The sequence below is a fragment of the Parageobacillus thermoglucosidasius genome, from assembly GCF_001295365.1.
In the GTDB taxonomy this organism is placed as follows: Bacteria; Bacillota; Bacilli; order Bacillales; family Anoxybacillaceae; genus Parageobacillus; species Parageobacillus thermoglucosidasius.
The window spans coordinates 1,166,867-1,182,062 of record NZ_CP012712.1 but is presented as its reverse complement, the minus strand read 5'-3'; the positions used below and the strand labels follow the sequence as shown (position 1 = coordinate 1,182,062).

General features: G+C 38.3%; 11 protein-coding genes and 1 pseudogene. 5 read left to right on the top strand and 7 right to left on the bottom strand.

All coding sequences use genetic code 11. From position 1 onward, the window contains the following. Positions 1-67: 67 nt before the first annotated feature. The 5 genes from AOT13_RS05745 to AOT13_RS19390 are packed head-to-tail and all read right to left on the bottom strand — an operon-like array spanning position 68 to position 6,041. Positions 68-1,648: a SagB family peptide dehydrogenase gene (locus AOT13_RS05745; RefSeq protein ID WP_042385465.1), complete on the bottom strand. Its 1,581-nt coding sequence runs from the start codon at positions 1,646-1,648 to the stop codon at positions 68-70. An 11-nt stretch (positions 1,649-1,659) separates the two neighbouring features. Continuing rightward, positions 1,660-3,603 (bottom strand): TOMM precursor leader peptide-binding protein, encoded by a 1,944-nt coding sequence (locus AOT13_RS05740; protein WP_042385468.1) that lies wholly within the window; start codon positions 3,601-3,603, stop codon positions 1,660-1,662. Next, positions 3,603-5,573, bottom strand: a complete 1,971-nt coding sequence (locus AOT13_RS05735) for a putative thiazole-containing bacteriocin maturation protein (protein ID WP_042385471.1) — start codon at positions 5,571-5,573, stop codon at positions 3,603-3,605. The genes AOT13_RS05740 and AOT13_RS05735 overlap by 1 nt, the downstream gene beginning before the upstream one ends. A 56-nt stretch (positions 5,574-5,629) precedes the next feature. Next, entirely contained in the window at positions 5,630-5,872 is a 243-nt protein-coding gene (locus AOT13_RS20935) for a hypothetical protein (protein WP_232511595.1), read from the bottom strand. After that, the gene (locus AOT13_RS19390) at positions 5,778-6,041 is read right to left on the bottom strand and encodes a heterocycloanthracin/sonorensin family bacteriocin (RefSeq protein ID WP_311773752.1); all 264 of its coding nucleotides are present in this window, start codon (positions 6,039-6,041) and stop codon (positions 5,778-5,780) included. Before AOT13_RS19390 ends, AOT13_RS20935 begins: the two co-directional genes overlap by 95 nt. A 292-nt stretch (positions 6,042-6,333) precedes the next feature. On the opposite strand from AOT13_RS19390, the gene AOT13_RS20030 reads away from it, so the two are divergent. Then, the gene (locus tag AOT13_RS20030) at positions 6,334-6,693 is read left to right on the top strand and encodes a hypothetical protein (RefSeq protein ID WP_041269408.1); all 360 of its coding nucleotides are present in this window, start codon (positions 6,334-6,336) and stop codon (positions 6,691-6,693) included. A gap of 1,113 nt (positions 6,694-7,806) precedes the next feature. Further along, positions 7,807-8,142 (top strand): hypothetical protein, encoded by a 336-nt coding sequence (locus AOT13_RS05720; protein ID WP_042385481.1) that lies wholly within the window; start codon positions 7,807-7,809, stop codon positions 8,140-8,142. A gap of 660 nt (positions 8,143-8,802) precedes the next feature. Here AOT13_RS05720 and AOT13_RS21170 read toward each other — a convergent pair. Continuing rightward, on the bottom strand, positions 8,803-9,420 hold the full coding sequence (locus AOT13_RS21170) for a hypothetical protein (RefSeq protein ID WP_155267354.1): 618 nt from the start codon (positions 9,418-9,420) through the stop codon (positions 8,803-8,805). A gap of 16 nt (positions 9,421-9,436) precedes the next feature. Further along, positions 9,437-10,098, bottom strand: a pseudogene (locus AOT13_RS21165) (PIN-like domain-containing protein). Between the two features lie 276 nt (positions 10,099-10,374). On the opposite strand from AOT13_RS21165, the gene AOT13_RS05705 reads away from it, so the two are divergent. The 3 genes from AOT13_RS05705 (at position 10,375) to AOT13_RS05695 (ending at position 14,982) form a co-directional block, all read left to right on the top strand. Continuing rightward, a complete protein-coding gene (locus AOT13_RS05705) occupies positions 10,375-12,249 on the top strand; it encodes an AAA family ATPase (RefSeq protein WP_052518196.1) in 1,875 nt (624 codons plus the stop codon). A 417-nt stretch (positions 12,250-12,666) separates the two neighbouring features. Further along, on the top strand, positions 12,667-14,322 hold the full coding sequence (locus tag AOT13_RS05700; RefSeq protein WP_042385492.1) for a zinc-ribbon domain-containing protein: 1,656 nt from the start codon (positions 12,667-12,669) through the stop codon (positions 14,320-14,322). Positions 14,323-14,499: 177 nt separating this feature from the next. Further along, positions 14,500-14,982, top strand: coding sequence for a hypothetical protein (locus tag AOT13_RS05695; RefSeq protein ID WP_042385494.1), 483 nt, complete (start codon positions 14,500-14,502; stop codon positions 14,980-14,982). Positions 14,983-15,196 lie beyond the last annotated feature (214 nt).

Genomic DNA, 15,196 nt, shown 5'->3' with positions numbered 1-15,196 from the left:
TGGGAAATAGCTATAAAACGATTATATGTTTACTTGCAACAAAACTAGAGCTTTACTCATGTCTCTCCTAACTGCGCAAACTCCCTTTTAACCAGGCACGAGGACGATAGGGTCCGATCGGGATTTGGATTAAGCTTGTTTTCCATCGCGAATCGATCTTGTAAAGTTTATCGCATAAGTTCACATCAAATCCGAGAAGCGGGTGCCCACCCATCCCCATGGCAGACGCCACCAAGAGCAGTCGTTGCACGAGCATCCCCGCCTCCATTTGTTGAATGCGATATCCTCTGTACCCTAATTCCATTTGAAGGTGATCCCTGTCTCCTAACACATGCAGACAGAGCGGCACTTGGAACAGATTAACATTGTCCATTGACATTCCGTATTGCAGGTAGTGACGATAATCTCCAGAACGTATCCGTCTTAACGCATGAACAGCACTATCATAGTAGTAAGCACCATTTGGAACATCTTCAACGTTATAAAAACAGCCATACAGGGAGACACGGGACGGCGGCTTCTCATATTCTCCATCTAAATCATTTCGATACGTGAAAAAAAGCGTCGCCTCTTGCAACAAAGTGGCCAATTGTTCTTGACTTACCTTTCCCAAAACAAAATCCATACCTGGTGAATATCGCTTCTGGCAGACTGACGCCAGATCATACGATAACCGCTTCACACAAGGCAGAACTACCGCTTGGACCCCACATGTATCTTTCTTCTTTCTCTTAATCTGCCGAAATGATCGTGATGATTCCAACATCGACGCTTCATTCATTTTTCTCAGCATCGGATAGTCAATGATCCTCCGCGACCGAATATAGTAATGATGCTGAACTGCTGGCAATTCTCTGCACAATTCAGTGGCAGAAACATTTTCTTCTAAGTTATTATCGTTAGCAAACCAAGTGATGAAAGACTCCACAGATAATGCAATCACCGCATATACACTCTCTTCCTGTTCGGATAGTCCAAGCAGATGGTTGATCGCCCTATCAAGAAATTGAAAATACACTGTCGATGCGAAGCCGAACTGTTTCGCCACTTCCAACAGCTGCCCGATTAGCACGCCAGCATCCAGCCCTTGCAGGCGGTAAGCAAAATTATTGTATTTAAAGAAATTTTTCCAAAACATTGTCGATACAAAAACCATACCGAAACAAGCCGACACGTCACAGCGATTGCCCAAAGCCCTAGTTAGATAGGAATCGAAATTGCCTTCCCGCAACAATACCAAACGATGGTGTGCCACATCGTAATGGTACACTCCTTCTGAAACATCCTCCATTTTCAAATACACGTATAATTCGTTTGGATACAACGCCCCGCCCGAGGGAACAAACCGCCGGTACAAATGCATTAGGTTTTCCGCTTGTTCCGTCGGACCCATGGAAAAGGCAAGCTGACAAAATTGAGTAAGGCCGAAAACGTACCAAAGAAAATGACCTATTCCTTCTAGGTCGAGCTTTTCAGGCGCTTCCCTTCCCTCGAACGTTAACGGTATTTCTGAAGAAAGCGGAATCACTGGCAAATTGCGGTACAACTTATACGGAAGTGGCGCATCTTCCCAATCTACCTCCCAATTTGGCGGCATAATCTTATCGATGTCAAAATGAAGATGGTGTAAAAACGTATCTAGCTTCATCCTCCCACCTCCTATGGGAACGGATGGGGATGTGGATTAAGCTGTTCAAGCGTGAGCGGTTGTTTCGTATACCCGAGTTCCATCGGTACCCGGAACACCCTCTCGAGACCTGTCACGCGGGTAAGGTGATGTCCAAATGTCATCGGTAACATTCCTGGAATCAGTACTTTCACGCAATATAATCCGTTTCGTTTGATTACGGGTGTTGTCTGGTCCACCACAATTACCTCGAGGTTCAATCGTCGAAACTTCTGAAGAATATCCCGGAGCTCATCAGTCAAGTCCGCACGCTTCGTTTGCTGTTTGAATTCTTCTTCAAACGTTCGCAACGGACGATTGTCATCCAACAAAAATTGCAGACGTTCCTCTGCTTCCGGCAAACCGTACAGCATGCCATGATCCTCCATCTGCTGTACTAATAACGGGTCGTGTAACATTTTCTCATATTTCTTTCGGTTTGCCTCAAATTTCTCGTCAAGCACAAGCATCATGCCTGCTAACTCGTGAATCGCGCTTTTCACCGCCCGTAGGGGGTCCGGATGAGCTCCAGCGGCACAGATGAGGTTCAACCCCTTTTGTTTCCTGTTTTTCGCCACTGCCCAGACGCTTGGAATTCCGTGTTCCATCGTCGAGTTGAAAAAATACAGATCATATCCTGCCACCGCACGTACACGGTCAACCATCAACTGTAATTCTTTGTCGTTAGCGGAACGAAGGTCAAGACGCGGAAGAGGCAGCTGCGCATACCAAGTCATTAAGAATGAATCACGCTCCACCACCTCCAAAATGGCATGGAAAATCGCTTCCTCTAAACTCCCGCCTAATGCACATCCGTTGGAAGTTTCGTAGACAAAGCCATCCCCACCACCTAAACTGTAATATGCGAGCAACTCTGGGACCAAAATCGGACGCTCTTGTAAAAACGAATAGCCCCATACCCAATTCATTGGACGATCAGGATGGAACGGTTTGAACGGAAAATCGGGTCGCGCATACTGTTCCTCTGCATGCACTCCTACCTTTAATGGGTTGAGTGCTTGATCTGCTAGGTTTCGGTAACTGTCATAAACCACCGTTCGTTTGCCACGAGATTCGATGCCGCAATATCTCTCCAATCCTTCCAAAATGGCGGTTAACCCGCTAATCTCATAGGAATGAGTCCGGCCTGCCACTCCCTCGTCCCCTATAAACATTGGCATATTTACAACGACATCCGCAAACGGCAGCACGAAATGATGCATTTTACCATTCAATAATCCAGTTCGGTAATCTAGATAGTCTTTGACCAGTACTTCTTTCAACTCTTCTATCGGACGGCAACGGTAACTGTCAGCGCTGATCTTCGGACTTGGTTGCAGCGATAGTTGGGCTGCTGTCGGTGAATCGTCGGGTAATTGACCACATACCGTACATAACGGGTCGGGCAGAAAGAAGTGACATGAGTTCTTTAATGTTTTCAGGTTGATTAGGAACACCTTTTCTTCTAAGTGGGCACGACTGCCTTCTAACACCCTCTTCGTTTCCGCGGCGATCAGGTAGGCCATCTGCAAAAGTCCGGCTCGTGATGCCCATGCATCACGTTGTATTCCTCCTTGCACCGCCATCATCTGTTGCAGCTCCCACATTTCCTTACGGTCGTACCCCGCTATAAGGCGTCGCATATCAGCACACTGAGAACATCCCGGTGTATTAGGGTGAACTAGCGGACCGATCACGCCCTCACCAAATGAAACGAAGCCCCGAAGCCATGGAATGCCTAACGGTCGTAGCACCTCTTCCGCCTTGTGATGAGCGGAGGGATGCCAAGCATCGTGCAACACTAGAGCCAAACCCGTTTCTTCCGGAACTCCTTTCTCGAAATCAATTTGCCGAACCACCTGATATTGAACGGACAATTTTTCATACACAAAATCTGCCAATACCCCTTCTCCAACCATCAATACGCAAGCACCCATCAGAAATTCTCCTTTCTTAACAGCACGCCAAACACCCCTGCCAGTTCCTCTTTCAAAAAAGGTTCTATCGCTAAATCAAAGACGAAAAGCCGCATCCTGTTCTGTTTCAAGACCTGCATGGCGGACTGCAAGAGCTCCAATTGTGCCGTTTCTTCACAAGCAGGGATCTCAATTCTTAATGGCTCCTCTTCGTTTAGAAGAATGGAGGAATCATCCTGCACTTGTATTCGGAGTGAAGACGCTTGAGCTTGATTTTGTGCATCCATAAGCGCCTGCTCTAGCGCTTTCCGCAACGCCATTGTTATATTCAAGCCGGCACTGCCATACCAGCGGCCGCCTGTGCCGACCCATACCGCAGGAAAGCCTAATACCTTCTCTCCCAAACCGATCGTCGGCGGTCCATGCATCGTCGTCAGTGCCTGCAAATAAAATCTGCAGTGTTCATCCTCCACCGTACCCAACCGTACCCGAAAAATAGGTTCCCTGCGATTAACTTGCCGTTTGCTCAGCTCCTCGTCCAAGCACTTTTGCAATCCTCGGCAAATGCCTTCCACAATCGTTTCCCCTGCCCCGACACCAATAAATTCCTGTGGTGTGATGACACCAACCTCTTTTTTGCGGTTTAAAGATGACGTAACAAGTAAATCTATCATTGGCGATACATACGATTCAATCCCAGCCAACCCCGCTTCCCGCCGTGCCTCCTCATGTGTTAGACCTGCACAGATAACTTCTGGAAGCAGATCAGCCGGGCCTTCCGATAGTGGGTTAACAGCTTGAACGCAGCACTGGGCCAACGGAAGCTGCTTCAAGCCGCCTTCCTCCCATATATGGAAAATTCCTGATTCTGCGGATGTCAATTGATTGAAATAATGAAACAATCTACTCGGATCATTGCGGCTCGAATTCTGTTTAAGCCTCAAATCAAGATCTTGAATCAATTCAGCCGCCACACATTCATTCGTCACCAGTGGATGTTGTATGAACGAATGCCAGTCACCTTCCAATGTTTCCAGGTCGAGAAGGAAAAACTGATTTCTCTGTTCCGATTTAGTCACTCCTGTAACTTTTTTAAATAATTCAAATACAATTACATTCGCCAACATTGCTCCTGCTGTTGAAGAAAAAGTTTGCGACGGTCGGTCTTCGCGAAGCGCGGATCGGTGTATGCGACGCCATGCGGATTCCCAGCATCCCTCAGAATCCAGATGCACTAATGGACCCGCTAAACCCACTTGCTGCAAAGATATGGCGGGGAGAAACCCCTTCTTCTCCTCCCTGCAAACGGCATGAAGAGCCCGCAGTTCCCCTACATTGCCTTCCTGCGAGACATATAAAATCCACTCAAATGGTTGCACCACTTCTCGCCAAGAACTCCCACCCGCTCCCTTCTGTAGAGTTATCTCCTCTATTGCTACTTCGGAGTCCGTTTTGCGGGCATTCTCCGCCAGTTCCTTCAACCGCATCCGATTAGTAGGCATCGAATCTGTAATCAGAACATGGAACTTAGGCAATCCAGATTCGATCAACGCAGAAACTAATGAGACTAAAAATGGGCCAGAGCCGATTGCCAATACTTTAGATTGACGATATACTTGAAAACGGAACGCACCGGAATCAACGAAACTTTCTATAAATTCAATTTGTGAAGCATACTTTTTGAGAATCTTGCTGTCCAATTGATGCGGACGGTCTTGGCTCACATCCCGAACAAAGCCGTTCCGGTACAGAATTTCTGCAATTTCATATACCCTGTTCCGATATGGGGCCGATAATCCCTCTGTCAATTCTCCCAATGTGTGCTCTCCGTTGAACATGGGCATCAGTTTTTCAATCCACTGATAGATTGTATTGCCTTTCATACGAAATGAGCTGGAGTTATTCCTAAAATACACACCACCGTTTGGATCCGGGAGAAAAAACGTGTCTCTTTTCACCTTCAGACGCGAGGAATCGTTCAATTTTGCCATTCTACTCCTCCTTATCCGTGGTTGTTCCTAAATGCGTAGTATCATTTTATGTACTTCTATTTGTCCTTTATGTTCATTTCTAAAGAGGGACCCCTGCAGAGAATTATGCAGGGGCAGTCCTTTCTTCTTAGGTAATCACCTTTTTGAGCTAGGGAACTAGATATTTCTTCCAAAACCACTCCCCCAGCAATTGAAGCAGATAAATCAACTTCCACCACAACGTCCACCACAACGTCCACCACAACGTCCAAAACACTGCCCAAAACATTGCCCAAAACATTGCCCAAAACATTGTCCAAAACATTGTCCAAAACACTGTCCAAAACATTGTCCAAAACATTGTCCAAAACAACGTCCAAAACCTCCACAACGTCCACCGAATTGACGAGCATCATCAATCAAATAGGTCTGGGTTTGAGGATCCCAAACCATCACCTCACCCGCCGCGAAATCATCCAAACCTAACATTTGAAGTTCATTTTGAAAATTATACATTTTACACCATCCTTATCGTTATAAATCTTTTGGTTTCTGGCGACCAACCAGAGACAGGGATGAGAGTAGAACGAAAGGAATCAGAAAGATATCTGTAATTCAGATAAATCCACCGACTACTTCGAGTACTCTCATCAACAAGCTATGTGCTCTGTTAGGTAGTTGTTACTGATTGAAGTGCCTATTTCATTGAGGCTTCGTAAAACCGTATGAACCTCTCGCACCTTCATTCCATTTAGATGATCGAGCGGCTGTATTGGAGAAAATGGCCTTTCGCCAATCGAAGACATTCATTCCAAATGTGGGCGGACTCCAGATTGCAGTCGTACAATCGCTCCAAATCCGCTTTGAATGCCCGGAAGAACACTTTTTAGCCATGAAGCGTGAAAACTACCTTCTTTCCTTCCTCATTGGATGGGTTAGTTATAAAACATATGTTCGTTTTTGTGAATCAAAAATTTCCCGATTCATCTCCCCCTTTACTCCGTTTAGAGGAAGGGAGACTTCTCGGGAAAATGTCAAAAACAAAGGCTGGAGGGATATGGGGTTTCTCTTTTCCCTCAAGCCTTTTTCCAACCATTTATCAAAATTTTATTTCGACTTTGGCAGGAGTTTTTTTATTTAGTTTCTACAACTTCAAGGTTAATTTCGCGACACACTCCACATGCGTTGAATACAGGCTGTAGATAAATTATTAACGACAAGGGCAGTGGAATTCACCTGTTTATGTAGAGCAATGATACGGTTCACCATAGTTTAGTTATTTAAGAATCAAAAAATACAGACCACATAACTATTCGATTACAAAAATAAAGAAGGAGATACTCCTATCTCCGACAAAAATAAAACATATAGTGTCGTTATCGATATGAACAACATGTATACTCATACCAAACAGGGCTGATCCATTGCTGTTGGATCAGCTTTTTTCTTAATCACTCAAAAGACATCTTTACTAATTAATTTTTCCAACTTCTTTTAAAATGTCATGTTAGCACGAAGAATTTGAAACAGTCCTTGTAAAATGCATGGATAGTAAGGAAAAATCAGAACAAATAACAATTAGAAACAATGTTTTTTTGTTGAAACCACCTCTTATGATCGCTAAACAAAACTTGATTGATTAAGGGGAACAGTTTTTTACCAGTTAGAAATGGGCACTTTACATGAAGCAATGTACATAATAGCCCCTCGTTCCATATGGCTAAATCCATGCATTTACTACATGAGGGAAAACGTTTTCCCCATACAAAACCCGCCGATATGGAATGTAATCCTTTTTAGATTAAAGAGCATAGAAAATTCTACACAACTTTTCTATGAAAATAAAGGTGAATCCAAGTTGTTATTTCCATGATTGGGTGGGGAGTAAAATTACTCATGGATGTTTATTCTAAAGAGATAATAATCTTACTTAGATACTTCTCCCAATAGTTCTCATCATCAGCTTCGATTTCATGGAACCAAAAGTACATCATCAGAATTTCGAGCTCCTGCTTTTTTACACTTCATAAACGGCTTGTTGAATATTTTTCTATAAAAAAGGAATGAAGATTGAACATCAACATTTAACAGAGACACTCATGCCGATTTTTTGGCACAACGATGCATTAAAATAAGCTGTATTGCCCGTACTATTAGGTTCATATCTTGTATACTGCTTATTTTCAGGGTAACCTAAAGAAAAGGGTATATAAGGATATAGATGAACAACCTGAATGGAAAGAAGGTATTCAGGATGGATGAAGTAATGGGAAAAGAACATGCCGTATCTTTCACAGAGTTCCTTCATGAATTGCAAAAAGAATGGAAATTTCATCTAAACGGTGGAACGAGTTATCGTCAAAAAACGGCAGAGCTTTCGTTAGAAGTGGCACGTAAAGTCCGAGATGTTGTTCCGTTTTTGGAATCGGAGGTTGCCAAACAAACCGTATCTCGTTTACTTCCCGACTCTGACCGTCATCGGGTAGAAGATGTGGCAAAGATGCTACATGTGATTGCAAAAGAACTCCATCTGAATGCCAATCTTCCAGATGAAGTAAAAGCTTATGTAGAACAAAAACGTCAACATTGAAATCCCTTGTCTTTCGTGAAAAATAAAAAAGTGTTCAACCATCGATTCTCAGAATTCGTTGATTTAATCGGGAATTATTAAAATATATAAAAATGCTTAGGTAATTTTCAGACCTAAGCGTTTTTGTTTGCTAATGATATATCTATGGTTAACCAAATGATGCATGTTTTATATAAATTTATACTCGTATCCGACCCCTGTTAATTATTCTTTGATTCCAATTACACGAATTCGCTTATAATCTGCGAACCATCCACCGTTATGAAATAAGATTTCTTTCAGGTTGTTTTCCACTTTAGTTATTATGAAACCTTTGTTTCCTCGGTTAACCCTCCGAACATACTACTACCGAACATTTCAATCCAATTTCTTATTCCGTTATCTCTATCTAACAGAGTAGGTCTATCAAAATGTTGAGCAAAAATAACTTTAAAACCCACTTCTTCCATTAACGTTGAATATTCGCCTATACTTGAAAAAATCTAGTATAGGGAGACAGATAAAGAAAAAAAGAGGCTTAACATTTAGTCTAGCCCCCATAGAACCATTTTTGTTATGTTAAATATTCCCTCAACATCTTCAGACTCATTATCTTATATAGCCCATTGTCTCGGAGTTGTTTGTATCTTTAGGCTTTAGATAAATTTAATTCTTTCAATTTTAATATCCCTGAACCTCATAGAATGCAATTCTATCTTCTAAACGTTTTATTGCCTCTAAGAGTATTGTCGCTCTCTTATTTAAATCTTCAGGTAGATTGTCATAAATTTGTTGGGCTTCATGAGCATAACCAGAATGAAAAGATGCCATAATAGAAATTAACTCAAGAAGTTTGCCTTCCATTTTAGTTACAGAAACTCTCAATGCCCATTCAATTGCCCTATTATATTTAAATGTTGCAACATCTGGATTTAACTCGAAATCATAGGAATCACTCAACATCTTATTAAATCTTGCTTTTTCATCATCAGTTAACCATTTCAACACTTTATCAATATCAATTTTAGTTCTTTGTTTCTTTTCCTTTAGCTCATCAACTTTCCTGATATTTTCTACTTGTTCTGTAACATTTTGTATTTGCTCATCAGTCACATTTGCCCCTAAATATTTCTTAGCATACTGAACAAAACTATCTGTGCGATACATATAAAACTTTTGCCCTGTCTTTTCCAAAAACTCTTGAATTAAATGAGGGTGTGGTCTTTTAATCTTAGAACCATCTTTCTCCCACCAATCTTCTTTCTTTTCTTCTGTGATGAAAATAATTGGTCTTTCCATATTTTTTTCTCTTGCTTTATCTATCATTTGATTCCATACAATTAAATCTCCGTATAACTGCTGGTATCTTAATACCACCATAGGTTCTAAAACCTTGTTTATTTCTATCATCTTTGTCTTTAAACCCAGGAGGTACATTGTGATGATACCTTTCTTTCCCCTCTTTTTCTATTTCATTTATTCTTTTTTGATCGTATGGCTCTCCTATAATACCACTCATTAATTCCAATAAATCATTTTTTATTGCTTCAGCATCTGGCAAGCTCTCAATTTCTTTATCCAATTGTTTTTGTAATTTTTCACATGACTGTTCCAAGTTTTCAATAAAAAACTGAAAATTATCAGTATTAATATATGGATGTTCACTTTGAACTTGGTTAAAGATTTTTTTGCATCTTCCTTTAAATTCTTTAGCTTCTTGCCTAATAAATGATAACCCTCATTTTGTTTATACATATTGTTTTCATAATTAAAAAAATACTCAAGAGCTACTTGATGAGGTATCCATAACCTATTAGCCTTTTTTAATTCCTTAAGGATATCAAAGAGATTTTGAGTTGTTTCCTTGTTGGTGTATTTATAAAAATTTATCAATACATTTGTATCTACTACAAAGATTGCCTGTTCCCATAATTCCTTGAATTCTTCTTCTGTGTATTCCAAAAATCCTGCAAACATTTTCTTCAAGATGTTTTCCCCCTATTATAAAGTAACATTTTCATCAGCAAAGTATATAAATTCATTCTTCCATATCTCTCCCCTCTTTCTGGAGACATTATACCATATAAAGGAAAGGTGGGAAGAAGGAAAACTATTCGTTCATATGTTGTATGTTTATGCATTTATTATGACTTTTGTAATACATTATATATCATACTATATTTTTAAAATATGCCCTTATATTGCCAATTTAAGTGTTAGATTGCTAAAATAGTTTAGATGGGGGGATTATGTATGAAATTAGTAAAAGTGATACTTGAAAATTTTAGATCTTATCAGGAAAGAACTGAAGTGGAGATTGACAATTTAACGGCTTTTATCGGCAAAAATGATATTGGTAAATCAACAATTCTAGAAGCTTTAGAAATCTTTTTTAATAATAATCTAGTCAAAATTGACCCTTCTGATGCATGTGTTTATTCAGACAGTAAAATTGTCAAAATCGGATGCGTTTTTACTGATTTTCCTGAAGAAATTGTTCTTGACAGTAGTTCTAAAACAGATTTAATCTCTGAATTTCTTGTAAATAAAGACGGATATTTAGAAATTATTAAAGAATATAATTGCGGACTTAAAAACCCCAAAGAAAAGGTAATGCTGAAAGCATACCATCCAACAAAACCAGAATTGAAGGATTTAATACATCTAAAAAATAGTGAGTTAAAAAACAAAGTTAAACAATTAGGAATTAACACAGAAGACATTGATTTACGATCAAATGTAAGTATAAGAAAAGCAATACGGGAACATTATGAGGATTTAGAATTAAAAGAAGTACTTATTCCTTTAGAAACAGGAGATGCCAAAACAATTTGGACACAACTTGAGAAAGCATTACCAATTTATGCCTTATTTCAATCTGACAGGTCAAGCAGCGATCAAGATGCGGAAATACAAGACCCAATGAAAATTGCAATTATCGAAGCATTAAAAACTGTCCAAGATGATTTAGAAAATATAAAAAATACTGTTACAAAAAAAGTTCTTGAAATTGCAAACGATACTTTAGACAAACTAAAAGAAATAGATGAAGAACTTGCTAATCAATTATCTCCTCGTTTTAAAAATGAACCAAAATGGGACAAGGTATTTAATATAACAATTAATGGAGATGATGATATACCCATTAACAAACGTGGAAGTGGTGTAAGACGATTAATTTTATTAAATTTCTTCCGTGCCGAAGCTGAACGAAAAAAACGAGAAAACCAATCTTCTTCAATAATTTATGCTATTGAAGAACCCGAAACTTCTCAACATCCAAATAATCAAATACTTTTAATAAAAGCTTTGAAGGAATTAGCTGAAACTGATAATACTCAAGTCCTCATAACTACACATGTCCCTGCAATCGCCAGTTTATTACCTACTGATAGCATACGATTTATCAAAAAACATGCGAATGGAACAAAGCAAATTTACAGCAAAAATACAATTAATTTTGATGAAATCGCTGAGACCCTTGGAATTTTTCCAGATGTGAATCGAGAAGTCAAAGTTTTGATATGTGTTGAAGGTCCAACTGATGTTTCCTTTATTAATCATGTAAGTAAACTATATCATGAAAAAGATTCTACATATCCAGATATTCTTAATGACAAAAGAATAGTTATAATCCCATTAGGAGGTAATACATTAAAGGATTGGGTGGAACATAAATATTTACGAAAACTTGGAATACCTGAAATTCATTTTTACGATCTTGATAATAAGGATAAACCAAAGTACCAAGAAATAGTTGATAAAATTAACGCTAGAAATGATGGTTCTAAGGCATTTATGACTGATAAAAGAGAAATTGAAAACTATATAGCTCCATCTTTGATTAAACAAATTATGAATATAGACGTAGAATTCGATGACTTTGATGATGTACCATTAATAGTTGCAAAAGCTCTACACGAAAAAGATCCGAATAGCAAACCATGGGAACAATTAGATGATAAAAAAATAAAGAAGAAAGTAAGCAGTGTCAAAAAACGTTTAAGTTCAGAGGTAGTACCAGCCATGACATATGATTTATTATGTAAACAGGATACAAATAAAATTTTCGAGAAACTTCTTACAGAAATAAAAATGCTTTGTTCAGATTATATCGTTGCCAGATAATTGTTATTATATCACGGGTATGATTTAGGTGAATCGGGGCGTGATTCTTGGCAAGGGTGCCTATCACCTTAATAAGGCGGTAAAATGAAAAAATTACTTATTACTTTCATTTTAATACTACTGCTTTTTATGATTATTGGTGTGATCAGTTTTTATTCAGCATAATGGCAAATGAAAAATCAACTACTATATGATTTTGGTCAATAAAAAGGAACTAGAGCATTTTTTCTCTAGTTCCTCTTTTTTGAAAATGGGCTATTTATCTTTAGAAAAGAAATGGTTGTGTCCCACATTTCAAAACTCTTAACTCAGATTATTTTTACGGGTTTTGGCAACACATTCTTTAAAAAAGCAATTGTATAATATTAGATAAAATTGGTAAAACTACTTCCATAGGAATATTATGGAGGTAGTGTTATGAATAACATTACGAATAGGAATTTAAACATTAAAGGCATTATGAGCGTTCTTTGGGATAAAGATAAGAACAAACGGTTGCTTGGCAAAACATTCGATCAAGTAACATGCAAAGATACATATGACGCATATTGGATTTGTCAATATGAAAATAGAGGTTGCTCATTTATTAAGTCTCCCAAACAAGTGTACCAGGCTATATATAATGGTTCACCTGTTTGCAATATTTGCAATGAGGTACCGTATGAAAAAAGCATCGCTTATAAAGCGCCTAAACGAGTTGAGATGTACTGGAATTTTGAAAAAAATAGTGCAAATAATGTATTTCCTGAATACACATCATATCAATCAAATCGTAAAATATACGTTATGTGTAGCACACATAACTGGGGAATAAATGAAGAAAAAATGCAACGATGTGCAGACTTAGTTGATCATGTACCCTGTCCATACTGTAGCGGAGAACTTGCAACTCCTGAAAATAATTTAAAAGTTCGTTTTCCACACATAGCAAAAGAATTACACCCTGATTACAACGCTGAGTTAATTCCACCATTTTCATCAAAGAGTTACCCTTTTTGGTGTGAACTTTGTCAGGATTACTACACAAAACAAGTGAAACTGAGAACTTCACAACATCAAGGTTGTCCCAAACATAAAAGTGCGCATCAAAACTCAAAAACACAAGGTTTGCTACTTCTCCTATTCAACGAAATTATTGGTGGTTTTAAAAAACATAAGTTAAAAGATAAAAAATGGTCAAATGGAAATTCAGTTGAAATTGACATATATAGTATGACTTTAAGGTTGGCAATCGAATATGACGGTGCACAACATGGGACAGCGAATCGAGTAACAAGTGATCAGAAAAAAAATGACATGCTACAAAATCATAACGAGGTATCAATCTTTATCAGGATAAGAGAAGAAGGTTTACCACCGTTAAAATATCATGATAATCAATTTGAAGTCAGTTGCGGGAAACATGAGCCAAGCTACCGATTTTTGATTCCTGCTATTCAGAAAACCCTTCAAATTATCAAAAACAAATATGAATTGCCAATAATGGAGTATTCGGAACAACAATTATCCATTATGATAGATAATCTCCTAGCTCAGGTAGAGGGAAATGCTTTTATAGTTAAAGAAAACAGCTTTGCCGAATTTGCACCTGGTCTTCTCAGACACTTAGACTCTGACAACAAAAATCCTTTTACTGTTTCAAAAGGTTCACATCATACCTTCAATGTAAGATGTCCTAATTGTGGATATAGATTTCCAAAAAATCAAAGTGAAGCTAAAAACTTAATTTCTTCGAAAGGGAGATGTAAAAAATGTCTATATTACGTGGAAAATATTCATATAAAAAACAGCCCACTCGTTAGATGGCATAGAACCGTTCCGTTTAACAAAAGTCTTGCAGGAAATAACCCTATTATTGCAAAATTCTACTCCAAAAAGAACGTTATCCCTGCTGACAAAATATCTTATAAAAGCAAATATCCTGCAATTTGGAATTGTCCATTTTGTTTAGGTGAGTATACTTCCACAAATTATACTCAGTTAAAAAATGGATGTAAATGCAAAATTTGCAACAAAAAAGCCATAGAATTTGCTGAAAAAGAGTATCACAATAACACAACGGGAAACCTTTGAGGTTTCCCATTTTTATTTTTATCCTACCTCTCTCTTCTTTCTCAAAGCCCACCGAAACTAACTATGAGTACTAACCCAGTTTCTTATGTATCAATGAAAAATATGTCGAATTTTGAATAAAAAAGATTTCTCTTCTGTATAATGCAATGACAATACTTTTAGAAAGGAGTTGTGAAAATGGACAAGGATACTTTCTTTACTATGGCACCTGAAGAAAGAGTAAAAAAAGTAAATGAATTACTTCAAAAATACGAGTTAAAAGAAATAGCTGATCTCATCGGTATTCCATATAGTACATTTACAAAAGAAATGCGTAAATGCGATTACTTCTACCATCAGGCGGACAGAAAGTACTACCGCTTTATACGAGATGAGAAAAACATAAAAGGCAAATACGGTGATTCAGAAGTATTATCGTTCATACAAGAAAACTTTGACACACTAAAGTCGCTGATACAAAATTGCAAATCGTCTGCTTTTCTTCTTCTTGATGAGCGGGTATACCGAAGCAACGCAAATTTTGTAAATAAAAGCATTAAAATGAACAGCGAAATTTACGAGGAATTTAGCAAATTCTGCGAAGATAACTATCCCCAATACCAACTACAGCACCTCGTTGCACAAGCATTGATTGATTTCATGAGCAAATATAAGCGATGAAACAACAAAAGAGCCGAAAGTGGCTTTTTCATTCATGTTTTCTTCTTTACTTAAATGAAGTGTTTCGTGTAAAACCGCCTTCATTAAGTTTTGGAGGATAAAGAAAGCGGGAATTCCCGCTTTCTTTTGTTTAAAAATAAAAATCACCTCTTAACGCAGAATTTTTTAACAAATGCTGTTTATAATAGATGGTACACAAACAGAGAAAAACTCT

Excerpts from the sequence above, each read along its gene's own strand:
- AOT13_RS05745 (WP_042385465.1), bottom strand. The coding sequence starts at position 1,648 with ATGAAGCTAGATACGTTTTTACACCATCTTCATTTTGACATCGATAAG.
- AOT13_RS05740 (WP_042385468.1), bottom strand. The coding sequence starts at position 3,603 with ATGGGTGCTTGCGTATTGATGGTTGGAGAAGGGGTATTGGCAGATTTT.
- AOT13_RS05735 (WP_042385471.1), bottom strand. The coding sequence starts at position 5,573 with ATGGCAAAATTGAACGATTCCTCGCGTCTGAAGGTGAAAAGAGACACG.
- AOT13_RS19390 (WP_311773752.1), bottom strand. The coding sequence starts at position 6,041 with ATGTTAGGTTTGGATGATTTCGCGGCGGGTGAGGTGATGGTTTGGGAT.
- AOT13_RS20030 (WP_041269408.1), top strand. The coding sequence starts at position 6,334 with ATGGCCTTTCGCCAATCGAAGACATTCATTCCAAATGTGGGCGGACTC.
- AOT13_RS05720 (WP_042385481.1), top strand. The coding sequence starts at position 7,807 with ATGGATGAAGTAATGGGAAAAGAACATGCCGTATCTTTCACAGAGTTC.
- AOT13_RS21170 (WP_155267354.1), bottom strand. The coding sequence starts at position 9,420 with ATGGAAAGACCAATTATTTTCATCACAGAAGAAAAGAAAGAAGATTGG.
- AOT13_RS05705 (WP_052518196.1), top strand. The coding sequence starts at position 10,375 with ATGAAATTAGTAAAAGTGATACTTGAAAATTTTAGATCTTATCAGGAA.
- AOT13_RS05700 (WP_042385492.1), top strand. The coding sequence starts at position 12,667 with ATGAATAACATTACGAATAGGAATTTAAACATTAAAGGCATTATGAGC.
- AOT13_RS05695 (WP_042385494.1), top strand. The coding sequence starts at position 14,500 with ATGGACAAGGATACTTTCTTTACTATGGCACCTGAAGAAAGAGTAAAA.